The following is a 24767-nucleotide window of genomic DNA, read 5'->3' as shown; positions in this document are numbered from 1 at the left end:
CTCTTTTCCTTATTTCTTCGATCTCAACACGGATAAATAGTCCTGCACCGCTTGATTATGCGCTTGCAAACTTGCCGTAAATTTATGTCCACCGTTACCAGTCGCTACAAAGTAGATGTTGTTTGAGTTATCTGGATGTAACGCTGCTTCTATTGCTTTTTGGCTTGGTAAAGCAATTGGAGTTGGCGGTAAGCCATTAATGGTATAGGTATTATATGGCGTTGGGGTACGCAGGTCTTCTCGGGTAATATTACCTTTATAGTTATTCCCCATACCGTAAATAACAGTAGGATCTGTTTGTAAACGCATACCGAGTTTTAAACGGCGGACAAAAACGCCAGAAACTTGTGCAAGTTCACTGTCTAAACTTGTTTCTTTCTCAACAATAGAAGCCATAATTAATGCTTCATATTTGTCTTTATAAGGTAAATTCGGCGCGCGATTTGCCCAAGCTGTATCTAGAGCTTTTATTTGACGATGATATAAATCGGTAAGAATTTTCTTGTCAGTCTCGCCTTTGGCAAAGAAATAAGTATTCGGCGCGAACAAGCCTTCCGGATGATCGAAAGGAATCCCAAGCGCTTTCATAAGCTGATCATTAGGCAAATCTAATATTGTATTTTTTACGTTTTTATCATTTTTGAGTGCAGTAATAAGCTGCTTAAAAGTTGTACCTTCAATCACCAAAACACGGTTCATCTGAGCATTATCAGCGTCAGATAGCATCTCTAACACTTGTCTTACGCTCATCCCTTGTTCAATTTCATACACACCAGCTTTCATACTGTCATGAATCATAAACTTTTGATAAAGCTTCAATATGATAGGAAAGCTAATTTTGCCTTCTTTCGCCAAACGATCAATAAAACCAGAATAAGTTTCCCCAGATGTAATCGATAACATCTGTTTTTTTCCTTCGATAGGATAAGCCTTAAACAAACTTGACCATAAAATGGCAAACGTAAAGATTAAAACAATAAAAAGGCCAATTAGAACCAATCGCTTAGAAAATTTTGGAGCTTGTTTTTTGTTATTTTTCTTGGCGTTTTTTGCTTTCGCATTGACAGGTGGCTTCGGCATATTAATGAATCTGATTTAAGTTAAGGATATGAAATAAATCTATGCATGCCTGTGTATCTAGCGTTTTCTCGCCTAAATGAGTAACCACTCGCATAGGGTTTAAAGCATTACAAAAGAATAGACTTTGTATTTCAGATACTTCATCTAACTCTATTACACGTACTTCACAGGCAATACCATGGTGCTGCATACGTGCCAGAATTTCTGCCCGCATTACACCGTGGACGCCATTATAGCGAAGTTCAGGAGTAATCCATCTATCATTTAAACGAATAAAACAATTACTACTGACCCCTTCAACAATATAACCTTGTACATCAGTAACTAATGCTTCATCCCACCCGAGTTGATCTGCTTCTTTTTTTAGCAATACTTGTTCAAGGCGGTTTAAAGATTTAAGTCCGACTAAGCTCGGCATGGTTAAACCTAGGGCCTGGTTTAAAACACCACACTGGATAGAGTCAGGCACAAATGGCTTTAAAGCTTTTGGATAAAACCAGATATAAATATCGGCCTCATGTTTCGGCAAACTATAACCGCGGTCGCCTTCCCCACGACTAATCACAATCTTCAAAGTGCCATTGAGTACGAGGTTCTGCTTTTGCAGCTGCTGCAAACTCAGTTCAATTAATTCAAAATTCGCAGTCAAAGACAGTCTTTGACATGCAAGTTTTAGACGTTCCCAATGTCTTTCTTTAAGCTCAATCTGGTTTTGAAAAACACGAATTGTGGTAAAGCATCCATCTCCATAATGAAAGGCTCGATCTAATAAAGGAATAGTCTCAACGGGTTGCCCATTTTTAAAACACCACATGTTTGTTTCATCCTTTGCTAAAAGCCGCCCCACAATACAACACCTTTCATTTAAATAATAAATGATTGATTTTAAAAAATTATACCGATTTCGTATCTACTTTTGAAACTTGTTATATATCAAGATTTAAGAATAGTTTATCTCTTTTTAATATTTCTATTTTTTTCATATTAAATTCGTTTTTTATTATTTTTTTAGAATAAAGACTAGCGCTATTCTGCGTTCATGTTTTGAACATTTCATATTTTTTGAGGACTTATCTCATGCGTTTTTCTCAATTAAAAGTCGGGGTTATCGCTGCACTTCTTTCTGTTTCATCATTTGCAGCCCAAGAATTTTTAAACGTCTCTTACGATCCTACTCGTGAGTTATATACAGATTTCAACAAACAATTCGGTACTTACTGGAAGCAACGTACTGGTCAAGATATTGAGTTTAAACAATCACACGGCGGCTCTGGTAAACAGGCTCGTGCGGTTATCGATGGCTTAAATGCAGATGTGGTGACATTAGCACTTGCCGCAGATATCGATGAAATTGCTGAAAAAGCAAAATTACTTCCAACTAACTGGCAGAAAAAGCTGCCACAAAACTCAACACCATATACATCAACGATTGTGTTTTTAGTGCGTAAAGGCAATCCAAAACAAATTAAGGACTGGGCTGATTTAATCAAACCAGGTGTAGAAATCATTACACCAAACCCGAAAACCTCTGGTGGTGCTCGTTGGAACTATCTTGCAGCATGGGCTTGGGCAAAACATCAACCAGGCGGCAATGACGCGAAAGCACAAGAATACGTTCGCCAAATTTATAAACACACTAAAGTTCTAGATTCGGGTGCACGTGGTGCAACGACTACTTTTGCTGAGCGTGGTATTGGTGATGTATTGCTAGCTTGGGAAAATGAAGCTCATTTAGCCATTCGTGAGCAACCAGGCAAATTTGAAATTATTACTCCGTCTCTTTCGATCTTAGCTGAGCCTCCAGTTGCAATTGTGGAGAAGAATGCAGCTAAAAAAGGCAACTTAACCATTGCTAAAGGTTATCTCAACTATTTGTACTCACCTGCTGGCCAAGAAATTGCAGCGCGTAACTTCTACCGTCCTCGCAATGCAGCTGTACTGAAAAAATACAGCAATGTATTTAAGCCATTGAAGCTTGTAACCATTGATAAAGAATTTGGTGGTTGGACAAAAGTACAAAAACAACACTTCGATAATGGTGGTGTTTTCGATCAAATCGTGAAAATCAATAGTGCAGAGAAGTAGTTCTTTGCATTAAAGATAAGGAGAACAGACATGATTCACACTGTAATTGTTCCGGGTGTAGGTGGCAGTGAACATCAGCATTGGCAATCTTGGTTGCAGCGTCAACTCGTGTCTAGTTCTCGTGTTGAGCAAAAAAACTGGGATAGACCTTTACTAAACGAATGGATTGAGCAATTTGTTAAAACAGTTCAAGCAGCTCAAGCCCCTGTTCAAATTGTTGCGCATAGTTTTGGATGCTTAACGAGTGTTGCTGCTTTAGCTGAGTATCCAGAATTAAAAAGCCAAGTTAAGAAACTTATTTTAGTCGCTCCAGCGAATCCGGCACGCTTTGGGGAAGCAGGGTTTGCTCGTCATAGCTTAACTGACTACAAAGCGTATTTTCATCAATTAAAAATTGATGTGCCTGCAACGCTGCTCATTAGTGAAAATGATCCGTGGCTTGGCCTTTTTGATGCTTTACAACTTGCAAAAGCATGGAAGTTAAATCCAATTAATCTTGGTGAAGTGGGTCATATTAATGTTGCCTCAGGTTTTGGGCCATTTCCAGATTTACTGAATTATTTGATTCCAGAAGATTCGATGTGTAGTCACTCATCTATCGACCCGGTAAAAACACATTTCTCTTTGAAATTTGCTTAATACCAATCTTTATACCGCACCGTTTATCTTTATTTATTCGCTTACTGGTTTCAGCAGGCTTTTCTCTTTGAGGAAATATCATGTCGCAGCGATCCCGAGTGCTGCCTGGGTTTGGTCTATCTTTGGGCTTCACCCTCGCCTATGTGTCTTTTATTGTGCTTATTCCATTAGCCGCAGTCTTTATCAAATCATTTGGAATCGGATGGGACGGATTATGGGAAATTTTAACGTCTGAGCGTATTTTAAAATCGCTTCAACTCAGCTTTAGTTCAGCTTTAATAGCAGCGTCTATTAATGTTGTGTTTGGCCTACTTTTGGCTTGGTGTCTTGTTCGTTACAACTTCCCAGGAAAACGTCTGGTTGATGCTCTAGTTGACTTACCTTTTGCTCTACCAACCGCAGTTGCAGGTATTGCTCTTACTTCGCTCTATGCACCTACTGGCTGGATCGGTCAATATCTGGAGCCACTCGGTATTCAGGTTGCCTATACGCCAATCGGGATTACGTTAGCATTGGTATTTATTGGTATTCCATTTATTGTAAGAACAGTTCAACCAGTACTCAGTGATATCGAAACTGAGCTTGAGGAAGCTGCTTCGGCACTCGGCGCAAATCGCTGGCAAACCATTACTAAAATTATTTTACCAATCTTATTACCTGCTCTATTTACAGGTTTTGCTTTGGCATTTGCCCGCGGCGTGGGTGAATATGGTTCTGTTATTTTCATTGCCGGCAATCAACCATTTAAAACAGAAATTGCTCCACTCATGATCATTTCACGTCTTGAAGAATATGATTATGCAGGTGCAACAACGATTGCTGCGGTCATGTTAGTTCTCTCTTTCATTATTTTATTTGCTATTAATTTACTTCAAGTCTGGGCAAACCGTCGTACGGGGAGAGATATCACATGAACCTACATACCGACAGCAATGCACTTGCCTTAAAGTTGCAATCTCGTGACGCGACACGCGAACCGACTTGGGTACGTTATACCCTCATTACTATTGCACTGATCTTCTTTCTCAGTTGCCTGATGCTGCCACTCATTCTGGTTTTTGTAGAAGCATTTAAACAGGGGCTTGAAGTCTATGTTCAGGCTTTGATTGATCCAGACACGCTATCGGCGGTGAAATTAACATTACTCACCGCAGCAATTGCAGTTCCGGTTAACGTGATATTCGGTGTTGGCGCTGCATGGGCTGTTTCTAAGTTCCAGTTTAAAGGCAAAGCTATTTTAACTACCATTATTGATATGCCTTTTTCGGTTTCACCCGTTATTGCAGGTTTAATGATTGTACTGATTTTTGGTGCACAAGGCTGGTTCGGCGGCTGGTTAATGGATCATGACATCAAGATTTTATATGCCGTACCTGCAATCGTTTTGGCCACTATTTTTATTACAGTTCCATTTGTGGCGCGTGAGTTAATTCCACTCATGGAAGCTCAGGGAACAGAGGAAGAAGAAGCAGCAATTGTACTCGGTGCTTCAGGTTGGCAAACTTTTTGGAAGGTCACCCTCCCTAACATTAAATGGGGTCTGATTTACGGCGTGATTTTGTGTAATGCTCGTGCAATGGGTGAATTTGGCGCAGTATCAGTGGTTTCTGGTCATATCCGTGGTGAAACCAATACCCTGCCATTGCATGTCGAAATTTTATATAACGAGTACACATTTAGCGCAGCCTTTGCCGTGTCCTCACTGCTTGCCTTCTTAGCTCTTTTAACACTGATTTTAAAAACTTGGTTAGAGCTACATCAAGATAAACCAGAACCGCATTCAACTGATTCGTAAGGAATGAAATCATGAGTATTCAAGTTAAAAATATTGAAAAACACTTTGGTGCATTCCATGCGCTTAAAAATATTTCCCTAGACTTTCCAGAAGGTGAACTGGTTGCATTACTTGGTCCATCTGGATGCGGTAAAACAACGTTACTTCGTATTATTGCAGGTCTAGAATCAGCTGATGGCGGTCAAGTGTTACTTGAAGGTGAAGATGCGACTAATGTACATGTACGTGAGCGTCAGGTTGGCTTTGTATTTCAGCACTATGCTTTATTCCGTCATATGACCGTATTTGACAATATTGCCTTTGGTTTACGTGTTCGCCCTCGTGCAACACGCCCTTCGGAAGCTGAAATTAAAAAACGTGTTACTCGTTTACTTGATCTAGTTCAACTGGGCTTTTTAGCAGACCGCTACCCTGCCCAGCTTTCAGGCGGACAACGTCAACGTATTGCTTTAGCACGTGCTTTGGCTGTAGAGCCTCGTGTGTTATTACTGGATGAACCATTTGGTGCTTTAGATGCCAAAGTTCGTAAGGAATTACGCCGCTGGTTACGCAACTTACATGATGAGTTGCATATCACTTCAATTTTTGTAACTCACGATCAGGAAGAAGCGCTTGAGGTTGCAGACCAGATTATTGTCATGAATAAAGGTAATGTTGAGCAGATCGGCTCACCTCGTGAAGTCTACGAAAAACCTGAAACGCCGTTTGTATTTGATTTCTTGGGTCAGGCAAATCGATTTGAAGGTGAAAACACCGGCGGTATTATCCGTATTGGCAATGACCGTATTCAATTACCGACAGCAGTTGAAGCACCTCAAGGAAAAGTGATTGCTTTTGCCCGTCCAGATGAGTTACATATTCACTCGCAACCGCAAGCGAATACCATTGAAGCGACATTTGTACGTGAAATCTGGATTGCCGGAAAGGTAGTGGCCGAATTACAAGACCGTAATGGACGTTTAATTGAAATTGCTCTGAGCAGTGAAGCTGCAAAATTACATGCATTTAAACCAAATCAAACTGTTTGGGTGAGTGCATCACAATTGCACTTGTTTGCAGACCAAGTTGCTTAAGAAATATATTTGGTGAGGAAATATCTTGCGGATTTTTTAGACGCTCCTCACCTCTTTTGAGGAAAAGTGTAAATGAACTTTCAACAATTAAGAATTATCCGAGAAACAGTACGCCAAAACTTTAACTTGACGGAAGCATCGGCTGCACTCTACACGTCTCAATCGGGTGTAAGTAAACACATTAAAGATTTAGAAGATGAATTAGGTGTTCAACTTTTCGTTCGTAAAGGTAAACGCCTTTTAGGTTTAACTGAACCAGGCCAGTCACTTCTTAGCATTGTTGAACGCATGTTAGTAGATGCTGAAAATATTAAGCGACTTGCCGAAGATTTTAATAAGGTTGATGAAGGGACATTAACGATCGCAACTACTCATACTCAAGCGCGTTATGTATTACCTCCGATCGTCAATCAATTTAAGAAATTATTTCCAAAAGTTCACTTGATTTTACAACAAGCTAGTCCTGTCGAAATTTCAGAAATGCTATTACAAGGTGAGGCAGATATTGGAATTGCAACCGAGTCTTTAACGACTGAAGAAAATCTGGCTAGCATTCCTTACTATCAATGGCAGCACAGTATTATTACCCCGCAAAATCATCCTTTAGTACAGGCAGAAAAGATCACTTTAGAACTTTTAGCTGAATATCCGCTTATTACTTATCATGGTGGTTTTACAGGTCGATCTAAAATTGATAAAGCCTTTGATGAAGCCCAACTCGACGCAGATATCGTAATGTCAGCTCTTGATGCCGACGTTATTAAAACCTATGTAGAACTGGGCATGGGTGTCGGTATTGTCAATGACGTAGCTTATGATACAGAACGTGATTATCGCTTAAAGCAAACCAAGACTGATATTTTTGGTGTTAATACGACATGGATTGCAGTCCGCAAAGGCCACTTATTACGCGGTTATGGTTATGAGTTTATTTCGTTATGCTCACCTGATGCAGATATTAAAGCGCTTAAGAAAATCGCTTACCCAGATGAATAAAAATTAAGAAAAAATAAAAGAGCTTTTTAGCTCTTTTATTTTATTAGAGTTAAAAAAACGAGCCGTAGCTCGTTTTTCTTTTTGATCTTACCAGTAGAAGTTCACACCTACTTTACCAACTGGCATCCATTGGTATTTATCATCATTACGAATTTCATTTGCTTCTTTATCAACTGCATCTTGGGCAGATGTTGGGTTACCAGTTACAGGAGAAAGGTTATACTGAGTTAACTGAACTTGTGGATTACCAGTATAGTAGGCACCTACCTCACCAAATACACCCCAGTTTTTGCTAATTTTTGGAGCAAAACCAAAACCTAAGTATGGAGCGATATCATTCTTGTAAGACATTTTACCTCTTACACCGCCCTCTTGACCAGCAACCGCTTGTTGATAGTTCTTACCATCAATTGACAATGTTTCACCATTACCAATACGTTTAGCTAAGTCATAATCATTATCTAGATAAGCAGCACCCGCAGCTACATATAAGCCTTGAGCCCAACGGTTAGCACTTGCACCCCATGGACGAATTTCAGCATTTAAATAGATATTGTTATTATCCATATCTAGGTCATATTTAGTACCATTTACAGAAACATCATCTGTCCACGAAATGTCACCACCATTATAACCAAGAGCTAAACCTACATATGGGTTTGCTTGCCATAATAAAGCACCACCGTAACCAGTTGTACCTACCTCAGCACGTGCCCCCACAGGAATTAATTGGTTTTTGTCAAATGCGTAGCTGTCATGAACAACGGCTTCATCTGCCATAGCAGCGCCAGCAGCGAATAAAGCTGTTGTAGTGACTAATACACGTAATGCTTTCATAGTTTTCTCCTCAAAAAGGCTCTGTTTTTAATTTATTCATCTTGTGACTGAAATCATAATAATGACAGCTTAGATTCTTTTTTATACAAAAAATGCTAGATTTCTGTTATTTTTTGATACAAATTGAGTTAAATTTTTATTTTCAAATCATTTTTGTGTAAAAAACACTTGATTATCTAATAAGCTTATTTTGATTTATCTCATTTATATCATCAATTAAACGTAACACGTTTTTTGAAAGATTCTTGTCACAAATTAGTGTAAAATCTTTAAAATTTTTTATGGAAGGAAGATCATGTCTCAGCTTTCTACGATCATTGAGCAAGCATTTGAAGACCGCGCAAATTTTACTGCAGCAGATTGTTCAAGCGAAATTCGCCAAGCTGTTGAAGAAGCAATTGCTGGTTTAGATAACGGTACACTTCGAGTTGCTGAAAAAATCAATGGTGAATGGGTTGTTCATCAATGGTTAAAAAAAGCTGTTTTATTATCATTTAAACTAAATGACAATAAACCAATCGAGTCATGTGATCTTCGTTTCTACGACAAAGTTGAAACTAAATTCTCTGGTTGGACTGAAGAGCAATTTAAAGCTGCAGGTGTTCGTGTTGTTCCTCCTGCTGTAGCACGTCGTGGTAGCTTCCAAGCTAAAAATGTGGTGTTAATGCCATCTTATGTCAACATTGGTGCTTATGTAGATGAAGGCACAATGGTTGATACATGGGCAACTGTAGGTTCATGTGCTCAAATCGGTAAAAATGTTCACTTATCTGGTGGTGTAGGTATCGGTGGTGTTTTAGAACCATTACAAGCTAACCCAACCATTATTGAAGACAACTGCTTTATCGGCGCGCGTTCAGAAATCGTTGAAGGCGTTATTGTTGAAGAAGGCTCAGTAATTTCAATGGGCGTTTTCATTGGTCAATCAACTAAAATTTATGACCGCGAAACTGGCGAAATCCATTATGGTCGTGTACCAGCCGGTTCAGTTGTAGTTTCAGGCAGCTTGCCATCTAAATGTGGTACTTACAGCTTATATGCTGCAATTATCGTGAAAAAAGTTGATGCAAAAACACGTGCAAAAACGAGCTTGAACGATTTGTTACGCGCTGACTAATTTGTTATAAATCTCTTGCGGAGCTTTAACACTCCTCATCTCTACGGTCAACACTGATCGTAGAGATTTTATTTTTTTATATAGTGTGGTATTTCTAGAATGGCTTCCTTACGTTCCTCTGCAATTCCTGTCTCAGACCCTGCGTCCGGTTTACGCATTACCGAGATTTTTTACTCGTTGCAGGGTGAAGCAAACGCCTCTGGCCTACCGACTGTATTTATCCGTCTAACGGGCTGTCCATTACGTTGTAGCTATTGCGATACCACTTATTCTTTTGAAGGTGGTGAACGTTTTTCACTTGAACATATCATTGAAACAGCTACACAATTTCAAACACCTTATATTTGTGTGACTGGTGGTGAACCTCTCGCACAGCCAAACTGTTTGATTTTATTACAACGTTTATGTGACGCAGGTTTTGATGTTTCTTTAGAAACCAGTGGCGCTCTTGATGTATCAAGAGTGGATCCCCGTGTTTCAAAAGTCCTCGATTTAAAGACTCCAACTTCTGGTGAAGAACATCGTAATCTCATCAGCAATCTTGACCATTTAACACCACATGACCAAATCAAATTTGTGATTTGCAATCGTGAAGACTATGAATGGTCAAAGCAACAAGTTGAAAAATATCAACTGCACACAAAAGTCAGTACCGTTTGGTTCTCCCCTGCCTTTGCAGTTGAAAAAGGTGCTGTAGGCCTGCCACGTCTAGCACGTGATCTGGCACAGTGGATACTTGATGATAAATTACCTGTTCGTTTCCAACTTCAGTTACATAAACTGCTTTGGAACGATGAATCAGGTCGTTAATCACTCAATAAAATAAATCATTCCGAATATGGAGAAAAATATGCGCCCTCGTGCCATTGTTTTACTTTCAGGCGGCTTAGACTCAACCACTTGCCTAGCTTGGGCACAAGCGCGCTATGAATGTATTGCTATTAGTTTTATGTATGGCCAACGCTCAACCACTGAACTTGATGCTGCAAAAGCATTAGCTCAGCGTTCAGGTGTTGAACATCGTGTAATTAATATTGATCTAGCAAATTTAGGTGGATCAGCACTTACAGATCACAACATTGCCGTACCAGAGCAGTTACAAGAAGGTATTCCTGTAACTTATGTACCAGCGCGTAACACTATTTTCCTTTCATATGCTTTAGCAGCAGCCGAAGTATTTAATGCTGAAGCAATTGTTATTGGCATCAATGCCGTTGATTATTCAGGATATCCTGACTGTCGTCCTGAATTTATTGATGCTTTTGCCAATATGGCTCGTTTAGCAACTAAAGCTGGCGTAGAAGGAAAACCACTTAAGTTTGAAACACCCCTGTTACATTTATCCAAAGCGAATATCATACGTTTAGGGATTGAACATGGCGTAGACTATAGTCAAACGGTATCTTGCTACCAAGCAGATGCTCAAGGACGTGCGTGTGGTAAATGTGACAGTTGCCGTTTGCGTAAAGAAGGCTTTATCGATGCCGGTGTTACTGACCCAACACGCTATATACCGTAATAAGTAGGTAAAATTTATGAAGTTGTTAAAATCAAATCTTATTCTTTCATCTTTATTCTCAGCAGCTGCACTTATGGCTGGTTCAGCTCAAGCAGCTGAAAACCCAGTTCAAGCGGCATATAAAAGCACTAACGTTAAAGGCGCATTAGTTAACGTTTGTAAAGAACAAACTGCTAAAGGCGGCAAGTTAAGTTCATCTGAAGTTAGCAAATTCTGTAGCTGCCAAGTTGAAGCACAAGGTAAAGTGACTGAAGCACAAAAATGGGAAATCCAAAGCGCAATCAATGCGAAGAAAAGTCCAAGTTCTTTAGGATTTGTACAACAACAAAACCGTGATCTTAAAGCATGTTTCGGTCCTCAGTTAACAACTAAGCTTGAAAAATTAACTGAAGAAGCTATGAAAGCAGCTCAACAAGCTCCTAAAAAATAAGCTTCTAATGTTCCAAATTAAGCCTGCATTTATGCAGGCTTTTTTGTAGCTCTGTTAAAATCACAGTACTTTTGATCAATTCTTTTAAAATAAGCAATGCAAGAACAGTGGAAAACGAATGCTAACCATAAAAGGTCTATAGTCTCATTTAGTGGAGGTAAAGACAGTTCGCTGGCACTCTACCATGCAATGCAGACTGGTGAAGTGATTGGATTGATCGTTATGCTAGAAGAACAAGGCCAACGTTCTCGTTCACATGCTATGCCTCTTGATATTATTCAAGCACAAGCTAAAGCAATCGGCTTACCCGTATTTATGGCTTCATCAAGCTGGAATGACTATGAAGCTAAATTTATTGAGTTACTCACTCAGGCAAAGCAACAAGGAACCGAGGTACTGGTTACAGGTGATCTTGATATGCCTGAACATGGCTGTTGGCATGATCGAATAACGCAACAAGTGGGACTTCGATTAGGAATGCCTCTTTGGCTACGTCCACATCGTGAAGTTGTTGAGGAATTCATTACTCTTGGATTTCAAAGTGTCATTGTCACTGTGAATCTAAAACTAGGAATGAAGGTCGAAGATTTAGGTAAAACCTTAACTTTAGAATACATCCAAGAACTTGAGAACCGTGGCATTGATCCATGTGGTGAGGGCGGAGAATTTCATACGACTGTAATTGATGGGCCAATTTTTAACAAAGCTATTCCTGTAAGAAAACTCAATATTGTTTATCATGAGGAATATGCTTTTTTACCACTTGAATTAGATCAAATTTAACTTTTAAAGGATAAGAAATGTCTGAGAATATTCAACTGCCAAATCAGGTGTTCCCTACCACACACGGTGAAGTGAACTTGACCGAAGTCGAAAATGAATGGTTAATCATTTACTTCTATCCTAAAGACTCAACACCAGGGTGCACAACGCAAGCAGTTGGTTTTTCTTGTTTGAAAGATCAATTTGAAGCTTTAGGTGCCCGTATTATCGGTGTTTCACGTGACTCAGTGAAAGCCCATCAAAATTTTACAGAAAAGCAGGCACTAACAATCGATTTAATTAGTGATAAAGAAGAAGTTCTTTGTCATCATTTTGATGTGATTAAAGAAAAGAATATGTATGGAAAAAAAGTAATGGGTATTGAACGTTCTACTTTTATTTTCCATAACAAAACTTTAGTTAAAAGCTACCGTAAAGTTAAAGCAGCTGGGCATGCAGAGCAAGTTCTAGAAGACTTAAAAGCTCTACAAACAGCTTAGTAAATTTAAATATCAAAGAGCGAGCGTAAAGCTCGTTTTTTGTATATGCACAAATTACTTACTCCTTTACTTTGGCGTATGATAAAGACATTAGAATAATTCACGCTAAGGTATTTACATGGGTCTGCTCAAAGTTTGTAATTTACTGTCTAGTGGCCTTGTTATTTCTGCATGCTCTGCTAGTTCATCCAGTATGCCGCCCTCAATGACATCATCTACACCACAAGTTGAAACTCCACCTATAAAAATAAGTTGTCAAGATTTACAAAATCCGGCCTATCAACAAGCTGTACTTAAAATAATTAATCAGATTCGCCAGCAATCACGCCAATGTGGTCGACAATATTTTTCTGCAACCAGACCACTCAGTTGGAGCAATAATTTATACAAAGGTGCCCTGTCTCATAGTGAAGATATGGCAAAACACAAATTTCTCGGACATGTTGGCTCCACTGGCCTAGACTTAAAATCACGGTTGAAACTTTATAATACACTTGGTAAAGCCAATGGTGAAAATGTCGCGAGTGGACAGAAAACATTAGATGAAGTGATGTCTAGATGGCTGTCGAGCCCCTTACATTGTAGTAATCTAATGAATCCCAGATTTACAACCTATGCAATTGCTTGTGCTTCTGATCAATCTGTAAAACAAAAGAGCTATTGGACTCAACAATTTGGTACACGTTAAAAGGAAAAAAGATGCAATCAGGTTCAATCACCCCTATTTTAAGAATTTTTGATGTTGAGTTAGCTCAATCATTTTATCTTGAGTTCTTGGGTTTTCAGCTTGATTGGCAACACCAATTTGAAGACAACTTTCCGCTATATTTACAGATTTCCAAAGACGATTGCGTGATTCATTTATCTGAGCATTTTGGTGATGCAAGTCCACATAGTGCAATCCGCATTTATTGGGAACATATTTATGAGTTGCATAGTGAACTAAGCAAAAAAGACTATAAATTTTCTAAGCCTCAGGTAGAAAAAACAGATTGGGAAACACTTGAACTCAGCATCACCGATCCTTTTTCCAACCGAATTATCTTTTGGGCAGATGCTTAATCGATATAGATTTATTCAAAATCATCGAGATTAGAACGATCATCTTCTTCAAAACGTTGTTGCAGCTGTTGATAAGTACGTGTTTTTTTAAATTCATCCAAAAATCGAATAGTTCCTACAGGGAAAAATTCTGTTTGAATTTCACCACGATAATAAGCTTCACGCATTGGCGTTGCCGAAATAGAGTCTTTTAAACTATCAAGCTCAACCATAATCCACTCTGGAAATAGTCTCAAATAATATGAAGACTCATCTTTAAAATGCCCAATCAGACCAACTTTTGAGTTCGGTTCAATTACACCATTCACTAAAGATTTGACTTGTTTTACCCACTTTTCGTCATTATAAACATCAACCACATGTACAAATTTAATACGCTTTTGCTCTTCGAGAGAGAAATTAGATAAAATCATTTGCTCTCGTTCAATTGCAAGAAATGGATTTTTAATATTACGTTCCATTTGAGCAGAGCCTAGCGCCAAAACCACATAATGGCTTTGCTGTAAGGCAATTTCAATTGTCTGCATATGAGCCAAATGAAATGGTTGAAAACGCCCTATAAAAACGAGATAGTCAAATTTATACATAATTAGATTTTCACTTTTTATGAACTCACCAGTTAACCGCATTACAAAAAATATGCGCCATAATGAGAACCTAAAAATTAACAACGTGGTTTAAAGCAAGGATAGTACGATGACACTTAGCTGTATTCAACAACCTCATCAACATTTACACGCAAATTTAGAAGGTGGCGTACTCACCTTAGCCATAAATCGTCCAGAAGCAAAAAATGCACTGTATGGCGAACTTTACTTATGGATTGCCAAAGCACTTGATGAAGCTGACCAAAATAAAGATGTACGAATAGTCGTTCTACGTGGTGCCGAACATGACTTTACCGCGGGTAATGACATGAAAGATTTTATGGGTTTTGTACAAAACCCTAATGCAGGCCCAGCAGGTCAAGTTCCTCCTTTTGTACTCCTTAAATCTGCTGCCAGATTATCAAAGCCGCTTATTGTTGCAGTAAATGGTGTAGCAATTGGTATCGGCGTTACGATTTTATTACAGGCAGATTTAGTCTTTGCTGACAACACTGCCCTTTTCCAAATTCCATTTGTTAGTCTTGGTCTTTCTCCTGAAGGCGGTGCAAGCCAACTATTGGTTAAACAAGCCGGCTATCACAAAGCAGCTGAACTTTTATTTACTGCGAAAAAATTTAATGCAGAAACCGCAGTACAAGCAGGTTTAGTGAATGAAGTCGTTGAAGATGCTTATGCAACCGCTCAGGCAACCGCTCAACATTTAGCAGCTTTACCGCTTGCATCGTTAAAGCAAACAAAGGCATTGATGAAACATGATTTAGATCAAATTATTGAATGTATTGATCATGAAGCTGAAATCTTTATGCAACGCGTTCAATCACCAGAAATGCTGGAGGCTGTACAGGCATTTATGCAGAAACGTAAGCCAGATTTCTCGCAGTTTAATTAAAAATCAATTTCTATGATTTGAATAAACTCAAAGGCAGGCTCTTCGTAAGGATGGCTTGCCTTTAATGCTTTTGCTACAGCCTTGGCATTTTCTTCAATTACAATTGTTTCAACTCGCCACTCATCCACTTGTTCAAGCTCACCCAGCTCGCCAATATAAGGATCTGCGCCTTTGACTGGTTTAAATTGCCCTATTCCTTTCACTTGCCATGCACAGTGTTCATAATTACCGATACTGCCCGCACCAGCAGAAAAAATAGCTTGTTTAGTCGACTCAAGATGTGAATCAGGCACGTAATAAATCAGTTTTAACATGGTAGAATGACTCAAAACTAGTGAAATTGCTTTAAATCATACCGTCAAAAAAGCTTCTAAATCAAAGTCAGCTCATCATTACCAAATAATTTGCTCCAATAAAGAGGATCTGAATGGCAAGCGCCAAGCCAAATAAGCGCCAGCCCTTATCTTTGGTATACATTGTTCTTATGTGATACTTATTTTTCATCATTTTGATCTCCGATTTTTATCGTTGTTACAGAGAAAGCAAAAATTGATCCAATTTTAAACAAACTATAAAATGTTAAATAGCCAAATGTCTATAGGCTTATAATTTTTCTAAACTGCTTAAAAGAGCTACACTCATTTATATAGCTCTTATTCTTAACAAAATTTTAAAATTCAGCATACTAGCGGCATCTTTATAATTTTAAGCAGTCGATTTCTTTAAATATCTGTTCTCATATATTGTCATCATAAATGCTAAACCACATAAAATGACGAAGCCACCAGTCATTGGAATTAATGTGCCGTTATATAATTGCCCAATAATAGATGCAAGAATAAGCGACAAAACAGACGAAGCTGCACCAATAATAGCCGAAGCCATACCAGCAACATGTCCCATCGGTTCCATTGCAATCGCGTTTAAATTACCAAATAGAGTTCCAAATAATAAGAACAAAATGCAGGCATAAAGCATAAACATCCAGAATGAAACAGCCACGCCTAAAAGTTGAATTCCTAAGAAAGCCAAAGAAATTAAGCACAAACCTAGAAAACCATAAATACAAATTGGACGCATACCAAACTTCATCACAATTTTAGAATTTGTAAATGAAGCGACTCCCATTACACCTGCAAGCACAGCAAAATAAGCGCTAAACTCTTGCCCTGTTTTACCAAACTGCTGCATAAAAATTTGTTGAGAAGTTCCCAAATAACCAATGAATCCACCAAAACAGAAACCTGCACATAGCAAATAGCTCATGGTGGTTTTGTTACTTACGACTTCTTTAAAGCCTTCCTGAAATGCTTGTAGGCGCATAGGTAAACGATTTTCGGGAAGTAACGTCTCTTCCAAACGTAAAGCAACCCATGCCCCCACAACTGTGGCATAGACCATATATAAAACAAAGATCTCACGCCAACCAAAGAAATGGATAATGAGCTGTCCCAAACTTGGTGCAATTGCTGGGGCAACCATAAACACCATCATGATTAAAGACATGATGCGAGCCATTTGAGCTCCGCTGTATTTATCTCTAACAATTGAAATAGTAGCAACATAGGGCCCTGAAACACCAATACCTTGAATAAAGCGCCCAACTAAAAACCACTCAAAACTTTGTGTAGTAAAACACAACAAACTTCCTAAAAAGTAGATGATGATCCCAGCAAATAAAATACGCTTACGACCAATCGCATCGGATAGAGGTCCAGCAATGAGTTGCCCAATTGTCATGCCAGAGAAAATACCAATGATGACCCATTGCGTCTGATTATTATTCTTTAAGTCAAAAACTCGTCCGATTTCGCCCAAAGCAGGTAGGACGGCATCTATTGAAAAAGAAACAATCGACATGAGCAATGCCATGAGCAATGCAAATTCACGGAAATGGATTTTTGATTTCATTCTTCTTCTCTACTATTTATTCTATTTAAATTGTACAACATACAAATAAGCCACCTGACGGTGGCTTATTTCAGTCTTTATATTAACCAATAAACTTACGTGCGTTACGGAACATACGTAACCATGCACCATCTTCAGTCCACTCTTCTGGACTCCAAGAGTGTTGAATTGCACGGAAAGTACGCTCTGGGTGCGGCATCATAATCGTTGCACGACCATCTTTAGAAGTTACACCTGTAATCGCTTCTGGCGAACCATTTGGGTTCAATGGGTAATGTTGAGTCGGGTTACCGTGGCTGTCAACATAACGCAAAGCAACTTGGTTAGCTGCATTTAAGCTTGCAATATCAGCTTCACTTGCAACCGCACGACCTTCACCGTGTGCTACAGCGATCGGTAAAATCGAACCTTCCATTCCATTAAGCAATACAGAAACAGATTTTTCAACACGAACGTTTACGCTACGAGCTTCAAAAACTTCTGACATATTGCGATGGAAACGTGGCCAGTGGTCAGCACCCGGAATAAGTGGTGCTAATTGTGACAACATTTGGCAACCATTACAGATACCTAAGCTGAACGTATCTTCACGGTGGAAGAACTGTTCAAACTGATCACGTAATTTCGCATTGAACAATACTGATTTTGCCCAGCCACCGCCAGCACCCATGACGTCACCGTAAGAGAAACCACCACAAGTCACTAGACCTTCAAAATCACTTAGACTAACGCGACCAGCAAGTAAATCACTCATGTGCACGTCAACAGTATTGAAACCCACCTTATCAAAGGCTGCTGCCATTTCAATATGACCGTTTACACCTTGCTCACGCAAGATCGCCATATTAGGACGACGTGTGTTAATGAACGGTGCTTCAATAGGTTCATTCAAGTCAAATGTTGGTTTAGCAATTAAACCTTGATGTGATTTATCAGTAATTAAAGCGAATTCTTGGTCAGCAGTTTCTACGTTATCACGTAAACGTTGGATCTGATGAGATACCTCAGACCAAGCTTGTTGCAATTCTGCACGATCTAAAGTCAAACCGTTTACAGATAATTGATCTGTGTTGTTTACACGACCAACTACTGCAATTGCGTCTTTTAAGCTAGAAGCAGCAACTTCTGCTTGTAAAGCGTCCCAATCAGTTGCTTTGATTTGAAGAACTGCACCAATTTCTTCAGCAAATAAACTTGCTGGAGTTTGGTCTTCTAATGCAACACCTAAACGTGCAGCAAACATCATTTCAGCAACAGTTGCGAGTAAACCACCATCACCAATGTCATGGTAAGCTTGAATCAAGCCACGGTTGTTCCAATCTTGAATTAAAGCAAAGAACGCTTTGAAATCATCAAAACTATCAACATCTGGAGTGATGGAACCGATCGCTTTATATACTTGCGCAAGAATCGAACCACCTAAACGGAACTGACCTTTAGATAAATCAATGCGTACAAGTACTGAATCTTCTAAATTCTTAAGTTCAGGTGTTAAAGTCTTACGAACATCAGCTACTGGAGCAAATGCGGTAATTACACCAGTCATTGGAGACGTTACAGCTTTATCTTCACCGTTGTCATTCCAAGTGGTACGCATTGAAAGTGAGTCTTTACCTACAGGAATCGCAATTCCTAAAGCTGGACACATTTCCATACCAATCGCTTTCACACCTTCGAACAATGCTTGGTCTTCACCTTTTTGACCAGCAGCAGCCATCCAGTTTGCAGAAAGTTTGATATCGCTAATTTGTTCAATGTTTGCACATGCAATATTGGTAATTGCTTCAGCAACTGCCAAACGCGCAGATGCTGCTGGATTTAACAATGCAACTGGTGGACGTTCACCCATCGCCATTGCTTCACCAGTGAAGTCTTGTAAGCTTGTAGTCGTCACTGCTGCATCCGCGACAGGAATCTGCCAACGACCAACCATTTGGTCACGCGCAACCATACCAGTAATTGAACGGTCACCAATGGTGATTAAGAATGACTTAGATGCAACTGTTGGATTTTTCAATACGCGGAAAATCGCATCTTTCAAATCAACTTTTGAAGCGTCAAATTCATTCCCTTTACGCTCAATTGTTTCGTAAGAACGTTGCATACGCGGTGTACCACCAAGCATCACTTGCATTGGGATATCAACTGCATTGTTTTGGAACAATGGATCTTCAACAGTTAGATGACGTGCTTCAGTTGCTTCACCTAACACGGCAAACGGACAACGTTCACGAGCACAGATTGATTCGAACTGTTCTAAAGACTCTGGACGAATTGCAAGAACATAACGCTCTTGTGCTTCATTTGACCAGATTTCCATTGGGCTCATGCCCGGTTCTAATGAAGGAATCTTACGAAGGTTAAGAACTGCACCTAACTCATGATCGTTCACAAGTTCAGGCATAGCATTTGATAGACCACCCGCACCAACGTCGTGTACAGAAACGATTGGGTTAAAGTCTTCTAAACGCCAGCAAGTATCAATTACTTCTTGGCAACGGCGTTCCATTTCTGGATTTTCACGTTGTACAGAAGCGAAATCAAGGCTTTCACCCATTGTACCGCTGTCTACAGAAGATGCTGCACCACCGCCAAGACCGATTAACATTGCAGGGCCACCCAATACAATGAGTAAATCACCTGGTTGAATCGCATCTTTTTCTACGTGGTCGGGGCGAATGTTACCGTAACCACCAGCGATCATGATTGGCTTATGGAAGCCCTTCACTTCACCATTTACATTCTGTTCAAAAGTACGGAAATAACCATTTAATGCAGGACGGCCAAATTCATTATTAAATGCCGCGCCACCTAATGGACCTTCAATCATAATTTGTAATGGCGATGCCATACGTGAAGGTTTACCGTAGTTTTCTTCCCAAGGTTGTTCAAAACCAGGAATGTTTAAGTTAGAAACTGTAAAGCCTGTTAAGCCAGCTTTTGGTTTACCACCACGACCAGTTGCACCTTCATCACGGATTTCACCACCTGAACCTGTTGCAGCACCAGCAAATGGAGAGATTGCTGTTGGGTGGTTGTGAGTTTCAACCTTCATTAAAATATGAGCAGCTTGGCTCTTATATTTATAAACAAAGTGACCGTTTTCATCCGCTTTTGGATAAAAACGCATCGTGTCATAACCCACAATTACTGAAGCATTATCTTTATATGCTGATAACACATCAGTTGGTGATTCTTTATAAGTATTTTTAATCATCTGGAACAATGATAATGGTTGTTTTTCACCATCAATTGTCCATTCAGAACCGAAGATTTTATGACGACAGTGTTCAGAGTTCGCCTGTGCAAACATCATCAATTCGATATCATTTGGATTACGACCGAGCTTACCGAATGCTTCAGTTAAGTAATCAATTTCTTGTTCAGATAATGCAAAACCAAACTCATTGTTCGCTTTAACCAAAGCTTCTTTGCCTTGACCCAAGATATCAATTGAATTTAATGGTTTTGGAGCTGTTTCTGAAAATAATGCTTTTGCATCATCAATTTGAGCAAAAACTGTTTCTGTCATACGGTCATGAAGTACTTGTTTAACTTCATTAGTAATTTCTGAAACACCTTTTAATGTAAATAAAAGACCGCGTTCTAAGCGGTGAACTGGTGTATTACAGTTTTTGAAAATATCAGTTGCTTTAGAAGACCAAGGTGAAATAGTACCCACACGTGGTGTTACTAAAATCTGAATCTCATCACTTGCAGGTTGACGAAGTTCAAAAGACTCACCGTCATTTAATAATTGCAAAGCAGATTGATGTTGCTGCTCGTTGAGCGCTTGATCAAACAAATAGACCCATTGGCTGTCAAAAGATTGAACAGAACTAATTGACGATAAACGTGTTAATAGTTGAGCTTTCTTAAAAGAAGAATGTGCTGCTGCACCGGCCACGATAAACATGTTGATTTTGGCTCCACGGGCAGGTCTTGTGAACCTTACCGCAATGTGACTTTAGAGAGAGCGCATATTCTACTGCGTCTTGCTAAAATCAGCTAGATGTAGAATCAGTATTCTGTAACCTAATTCTGCAAGAAGTGATTTGTTTTTTGTTCAAAATCATTTTTTTAAGCATTATAGGTAAAAATAAATTGTTTCATGTTTATTCAATAACATAATAAAACCTGAACTAAGACAAACTATGTCGCACCAAGCTAGTGCTTTTAAGTTTTTTTTGGCATGATCAAGCTTTATAGTTTTGAATAATGATAAATGGAACAAATGCGTTGGTTAGAGCTGCTTTCTGCAGTTCGTTTAGGTAGCAAAAAAAGTAGTACAGAACTGGCTCGTAGCCCATTCCATAAAGATTATGACCGCATTATATTTTCTCAAAGTTTTCGTCAGTTAAACCGTAAGACGCAAGTTCATCCACTCGCACAACACGATGGCATTCACACTCGCTTAACACACTCCCTTGAAGTTTCCTGCATTGGCCGCTCAATGGGTATGCTTGCCGCAGAAAAAATTAAAAATGAATTACCTGTCTGGATTTCCCCTGCCGATGTCGGTGCAATTATTCAAGCAGCCTGCCTTGCACACGATATTGGTAACCCACCTTTCGGTCACGCAGGTGAATATGCGATTCGCGAATGGTTCGATGATGCATCACATGATGATTTTTTAAAAAAACTAAGTCCCGAAGAAGAAGCCGATGTTCGCCAGTTTGAAGGTAATGCTCAAGGATTACGTTTATTAAGCCGCATTGATTATCATCCAGATGATGGAGGTATGCGTTTAACTTATGCAACTTTAGGCGCTTATTTAAAGTATCCATGGCTTTCAAAAACAATTGCTTCGCAGGGTGATCGACCTTCACATCAACGAGCAAAGTTTGGTTGTTATCAATCTGAAAAAGAAATTTTAAAACAGATCGCTGAACAGCTTGGGCTGATTCAACTCGGTGAATATCATTATTGCCGCCATCCGCTCACCTATTTGCTAGAAGCGGCTGATGACATTTGTTATGCCCTCATTGATTTAGAAGATGGCATTGTCTTAAATATGTTGACTTACCAAGAAGTTGAACCCATTTTCTTAAATCTTATTGCTGACTATGGCCAACCTGAAGAGTTATCGCATCCAATTAGTACATGGCAACAAAAAATCTCAGCATTACGTGGTCGAGTCATGAAACGTCTTGTTGATGAAGTGACTACGGCTTTTGCCAAACATCATTATGAAATCATTACAGGTCAGCTTAAAGGCAACCTTTTGCAATATTGTTCACCCGATATTGCAAAAGGTATCGAAACTGCCAAGAATCTGGCACGTGACAAAATTTTTGAGCACCCACAAAAATCTGGTTTAGAAATTATTGCGCATCAAAGTTTACAAACGATTTTGGATGCATTTGTACCACTCACAACGCCACATAAATCTTTAAGCTTTAAAGAACAACGTTTAATGTCTATCCTTAACCTATACGGTGCTAACTTTAGCAATAATCACTACAGCAATATCATGCAGGTACTCGATATTATTAGTAAGTTCTCAGATCATCAGGCTTATAGCTTGGCGCAAGAGTTGCAAGGTAATAAAATTGGCTTGTTTTAAGCTGGCTTGATATAGAAAGAAATAAAACCAGTGTCGTTTTCAATTCATTTTAGAACGACCAGATTTACAGTTATGAATAAGTGAAATTACGCTATGATCGGATGTTTAATTGGCGAAGTGTTTGCCCTAGAAGCCCCTACTGTCTTACTGAATGTAAATGGTGTGGGTTATGAAATTGATACGCCACTTTCAACATTTTGCCAATTACAAAAAGGCCAAAAAGTTACGCTATGGACGCATTTGGTTGTCCGTGAAGATGCGCAGCAGCTCTATGGTTTTAGTGATGCTCAAGAGAAAACAATTTTCCGCACCTTATTAAAAGTAAATGGTGTCGGTCCAAAAATGGCATTAGGCATTTTATCTACGCTAAGCGTTGAATTATTGGTTCACACTATTGAACATGATGATGTGAATACTTTGGTCAAAGTTCCAGGTGTAGGCAAAAAAACGGCTGAACGTTTAATGATTGAACTTCGTGACCGTTTCAAAACATTAGCTCAAGGCACTTCAACTGCAGCGACCATGCCTCAAATTCAATTTGCTGCAAACTCTCCTGTCGCAGAAGCAGAAGCTGCGTTGCAATCTTTAGGTTATAAACCACTTGAAGCACAAAAAGCTGTTGCAGCGGTTAAAGCCGATTACACAGAATCAGCCGATATTATTCGTGCTGCTCTTAAATCCATGATGAAGTAAAACACTTATGCAAGACCGTCTAATCAGTGGAACAGAAAAACCTGAAGATCATTTTGATCGGGCTATTCGACCGACTTCTCTTGCCGACTATATTGGGCAACCAGTCGTACGCGAGCAAATGGAAATTTTCATCGGTGCGGCTCGTGGTCGTGGTGAAGCTCTCGACCACACACTGATTTTTGGTCCGCCCGGCTTAGGTAAAACCACACTTGCTAATATTATTGCACGTGAAATGGGTGGCAATCTTAAATCGACTTCAGGGCCAGTATTAGAGCGTGCAGGTGATTTAGCGGCAATGCTCACCAATCTTGAAGAGGGCGATGTTTTATTTATTGATGAGATTCATCGTCTTTCACCAGTAATTGAAGAAATCCTCTATCCAGCAATGGAAGATTACCAACTCGATATCATGATTGGTGAAGGCCCTGCTGCCCGTTCAATTAAACTCGATTTACCCCCTTTTACACTCGTTGCTGCGACCACACGTGCGGGCTTGTTGACCTCACCACTACGTGACCGCTTCGGTATTGTTCAACGTCTTGAGTTTTACTCTGTAGAAGACTTAACTCACATCGTGTCACGCTCTGCAAACCTCATGGATGTACCTATTACAGTTGAAGGTGCAGAAGAAGTAGCACGCCGATCACGCGGAACACCTCGTATCGCGAACCGTTTATTACGACGTGTTCGTGACTATGCACAAGTAAAAGGTACAGGCGAAGTGACTCATGAAATGGCACAACGTGCGCTTGATATGCTCAATGTCGATAAAGCTGGCTTAGATACCCTAGACCGACGTTATTTGAGTATGTTACTAGAGCGTTTTGATGGTGGCCCTGCCGGAGTTGAAGCCCTTGCAGCAGCTATGGCTGAAGACAGCGGTACGCTTGAAGATGTGATTGAACCTTATTTAATTCAACAAGGTTATGTCATGCGTACTGCACGAGGTCGCATCGCAACCAACCAATCTTATTTACAGTTTGGAATGACACCACCTGAGCCTAAAAACTAACCAAAGGAAGAGAATTTTCTCTTCCTTTTTTAATTCAATCAAGCTATCTAATTAAAAATAATAATTATCTTATCAATAAATTAGCGACTCTATACCTTTTAAGTCTTTCTTTATACCTTATTGATTTTTTAATATTTTTCAAAACTGAATTATAAGAAATCTAGATAGTAAATCTTATGAACAATAATATTTT

General features: G+C 39.4%; 26 protein-coding genes. 18 read left to right on the top strand and 8 right to left on the bottom strand.

The features are described 5' to 3' along the window. Positions 1-9: 9 nt before the first annotated feature. Positions 10-1080 carry an endolytic transglycosylase MltG gene (gene mltG / locus HLV59_RS04585; RefSeq protein WP_016146124.1) on the bottom strand — a complete coding sequence of 357 codons (1071 nt, stop codon included), beginning with the start codon at positions 1078-1080 and terminating at the stop codon, positions 10-12. Between the two features lies 1 nt (position 1081). Continuing rightward, a complete protein-coding gene (pabC, locus tag HLV59_RS04580; RefSeq protein WP_016146125.1) occupies positions 1082-1894 on the bottom strand; it encodes an aminodeoxychorismate lyase in 813 nt (270 codons plus the stop codon). Positions 1895-2157: 263 nt separating this feature from the next. On the opposite strand from pabC, the gene HLV59_RS04575 reads away from it, so the two are divergent. From HLV59_RS04575 to HLV59_RS04550, 6 genes are all read left to right on the top strand, one after another. Further along, positions 2158-3165 carry a sulfate ABC transporter substrate-binding protein gene (locus HLV59_RS04575; RefSeq protein ID WP_001212602.1) on the top strand — a complete coding sequence of 336 codons (1008 nt, stop codon included), beginning with the start codon at positions 2158-2160 and terminating at the stop codon, positions 3163-3165. Between the two features lie 30 nt (positions 3166-3195). Then, complete coding sequence (locus HLV59_RS04570; protein ID WP_171429418.1) at positions 3196-3804, top strand: RBBP9/YdeN family alpha/beta hydrolase; 609 nt, start codon at positions 3196-3198, stop codon at positions 3802-3804. An 80-nt stretch (positions 3805-3884) separates the two neighbouring features. Beyond that, a complete protein-coding gene (gene cysT / locus HLV59_RS04565) occupies positions 3885-4718 on the top strand; it encodes a sulfate ABC transporter permease subunit CysT (RefSeq protein ID WP_016146127.1) in 834 nt (277 codons plus the stop codon). Further along, positions 4715-5599, top strand: coding sequence for a sulfate ABC transporter permease subunit CysW (cysW, locus tag HLV59_RS04560; RefSeq protein WP_171429417.1), 885 nt, complete (start codon positions 4715-4717; stop codon positions 5597-5599). Before cysT ends, cysW begins: the two co-directional genes overlap by 4 nt. An 11-nt stretch (positions 5600-5610) precedes the next feature. Then, positions 5611-6672 carry a sulfate/molybdate ABC transporter ATP-binding protein gene (locus HLV59_RS04555; RefSeq protein ID WP_016146129.1) on the top strand — a complete coding sequence of 354 codons (1062 nt, stop codon included), beginning with the start codon at positions 5611-5613 and terminating at the stop codon, positions 6670-6672. Positions 6673-6744: 72 nt separating this feature from the next. Further along, positions 6745-7668 carry a CysB family HTH-type transcriptional regulator gene (locus HLV59_RS04550; RefSeq protein ID WP_062849811.1) on the top strand — a complete coding sequence of 308 codons (924 nt, stop codon included), beginning with the start codon at positions 6745-6747 and terminating at the stop codon, positions 7666-7668. 87 nt (positions 7669-7755) lie between these two features. Here HLV59_RS04550 and carO read toward each other — a convergent pair whose 3' ends face one another. Then, positions 7756-8505 (bottom strand): ornithine uptake porin CarO type 1, encoded by a 750-nt coding sequence (gene carO, locus HLV59_RS04545; RefSeq protein ID WP_057106511.1) that lies wholly within the window; start codon positions 8503-8505, stop codon positions 7756-7758. 295 nt (positions 8506-8800) lie between these two features. Between carO and dapD the strand changes: the two genes are divergently transcribed. The 8 genes from dapD to HLV59_RS04505 all read left to right on the top strand — a co-directional run bounded on the left by dapD (position 8801) and on the right by HLV59_RS04505 (position 13895). Continuing rightward, positions 8801-9622 (top strand): 2,3,4,5-tetrahydropyridine-2,6-dicarboxylate N-succinyltransferase, encoded by an 822-nt coding sequence (gene dapD, locus HLV59_RS04540; protein WP_004699931.1) that lies wholly within the window; start codon positions 8801-8803, stop codon positions 9620-9622. A 99-nt stretch (positions 9623-9721) separates the two neighbouring features. Then, positions 9722-10432 carry a 7-carboxy-7-deazaguanine synthase QueE gene (queE, locus tag HLV59_RS04535; protein ID WP_031949059.1) on the top strand — a complete coding sequence of 237 codons (711 nt, stop codon included), beginning with the start codon at positions 9722-9724 and terminating at the stop codon, positions 10430-10432. 40 nt (positions 10433-10472) lie between these two features. Continuing rightward, positions 10473-11141, top strand: a complete 669-nt coding sequence (gene queC / locus HLV59_RS04530; RefSeq protein ID WP_016146134.1) for a 7-cyano-7-deazaguanine synthase QueC — start codon at positions 10473-10475, stop codon at positions 11139-11141. A 16-nt stretch (positions 11142-11157) separates the two neighbouring features. Then, positions 11158-11571, top strand: coding sequence for a hypothetical protein (locus HLV59_RS04525; protein ID WP_016146135.1), 414 nt, complete (start codon positions 11158-11160; stop codon positions 11569-11571). Between the two features lie 96 nt (positions 11572-11667). Continuing rightward, positions 11668-12354 (top strand): Dph6-related ATP pyrophosphatase, encoded by a 687-nt coding sequence (locus HLV59_RS04520; RefSeq protein WP_016146136.1) that lies wholly within the window; start codon positions 11668-11670, stop codon positions 12352-12354. Between the two features lie 17 nt (positions 12355-12371). Next, the gene (locus HLV59_RS04515; protein ID WP_016146137.1) at positions 12372-12833 is read left to right on the top strand and encodes a peroxiredoxin; all 462 of its coding nucleotides are present in this window, start codon (positions 12372-12374) and stop codon (positions 12831-12833) included. A gap of 118 nt (positions 12834-12951) precedes the next feature. Beyond that, a complete protein-coding gene (locus HLV59_RS04510; RefSeq protein WP_171429416.1) occupies positions 12952-13521 on the top strand; it encodes a CAP domain-containing protein in 570 nt (189 codons plus the stop codon). Positions 13522-13532: 11 nt separating this feature from the next. Then, positions 13533-13895 (top strand): glyoxalase superfamily protein, encoded by a 363-nt coding sequence (locus HLV59_RS04505; protein WP_002118499.1) that lies wholly within the window; start codon positions 13533-13535, stop codon positions 13893-13895. An 11-nt stretch (positions 13896-13906) separates the two neighbouring features. Here HLV59_RS04505 and HLV59_RS04500 read toward each other — a convergent pair whose 3' ends face one another. Further along, positions 13907-14482, bottom strand: coding sequence for a nicotinate-nicotinamide nucleotide adenylyltransferase (locus tag HLV59_RS04500; protein WP_081033830.1), 576 nt, complete (start codon positions 14480-14482; stop codon positions 13907-13909). A gap of 109 nt (positions 14483-14591) precedes the next feature. On the opposite strand from HLV59_RS04500, the gene HLV59_RS04495 reads away from it, so the two are divergent. Further along, entirely contained in the window at positions 14592-15392 is an 801-nt protein-coding gene (locus HLV59_RS04495; protein WP_171429415.1) for an enoyl-CoA hydratase-related protein, read from the top strand. Here the strand turns inward: HLV59_RS04495 and HLV59_RS04490 are convergent. The 4 genes from HLV59_RS04490 to purL all read right to left on the bottom strand — a co-directional run bounded on the left by HLV59_RS04490 (position 15389) and on the right by purL (position 21219). Next, on the bottom strand, positions 15389-15706 hold the full coding sequence (locus HLV59_RS04490; protein ID WP_171429414.1) for an NGG1p interacting factor NIF3: 318 nt from the start codon (positions 15704-15706) through the stop codon (positions 15389-15391). The genes HLV59_RS04495 and HLV59_RS04490 overlap by 4 nt on opposite strands. Before the next feature lie 67 nt (positions 15707-15773). Beyond that, positions 15774-15899: a KGW motif small protein gene (locus HLV59_RS18765; RefSeq protein ID WP_002118600.1), complete on the bottom strand. Its 126-nt coding sequence runs from the start codon at positions 15897-15899 to the stop codon at positions 15774-15776. Positions 15900-16097: 198 nt separating this feature from the next. Then, a complete protein-coding gene (locus HLV59_RS04485) occupies positions 16098-17303 on the bottom strand; it encodes a multidrug effflux MFS transporter (protein ID WP_171429413.1) in 1206 nt (401 codons plus the stop codon). An 82-nt stretch (positions 17304-17385) separates the two neighbouring features. Next, positions 17386-21219 carry a phosphoribosylformylglycinamidine synthase gene (gene purL, locus HLV59_RS04480; protein ID WP_171429412.1) on the bottom strand — a complete coding sequence of 1278 codons (3834 nt, stop codon included), beginning with the start codon at positions 21217-21219 and terminating at the stop codon, positions 17386-17388. Between the two features lie 309 nt (positions 21220-21528). Here purL and HLV59_RS04475 point away from each other — a divergent pair, with 309 nt between their 5' ends. The 3 genes from HLV59_RS04475 to ruvB all read left to right on the top strand — a co-directional run bounded on the left by HLV59_RS04475 (position 21529) and on the right by ruvB (position 24574). Further along, positions 21529-22869 (top strand): deoxyguanosinetriphosphate triphosphohydrolase, encoded by a 1341-nt coding sequence (locus tag HLV59_RS04475; RefSeq protein WP_171429411.1) that lies wholly within the window; start codon positions 21529-21531, stop codon positions 22867-22869. Between the two features lie 93 nt (positions 22870-22962). Continuing rightward, a complete protein-coding gene (ruvA, locus tag HLV59_RS04470) occupies positions 22963-23562 on the top strand; it encodes a Holliday junction branch migration protein RuvA (RefSeq protein ID WP_032053016.1) in 600 nt (199 codons plus the stop codon). Positions 23563-23569: 7 nt separating this feature from the next. Then, positions 23570-24574, top strand: a complete 1005-nt coding sequence (gene ruvB, locus HLV59_RS04465) for a Holliday junction branch migration DNA helicase RuvB (RefSeq protein ID WP_002052424.1) — start codon at positions 23570-23572, stop codon at positions 24572-24574. Positions 24575-24767 lie beyond the last annotated feature (193 nt).

Source organism: Acinetobacter lactucae, assembly GCF_013122135.1.
GTDB lineage: Bacteria > Pseudomonadota > Gammaproteobacteria > Pseudomonadales > Moraxellaceae > Acinetobacter > Acinetobacter lactucae.
The sequence above is the reverse complement of the archived record's forward strand: the minus strand, read 5'-3'. Positions and strand labels throughout refer to the sequence as shown.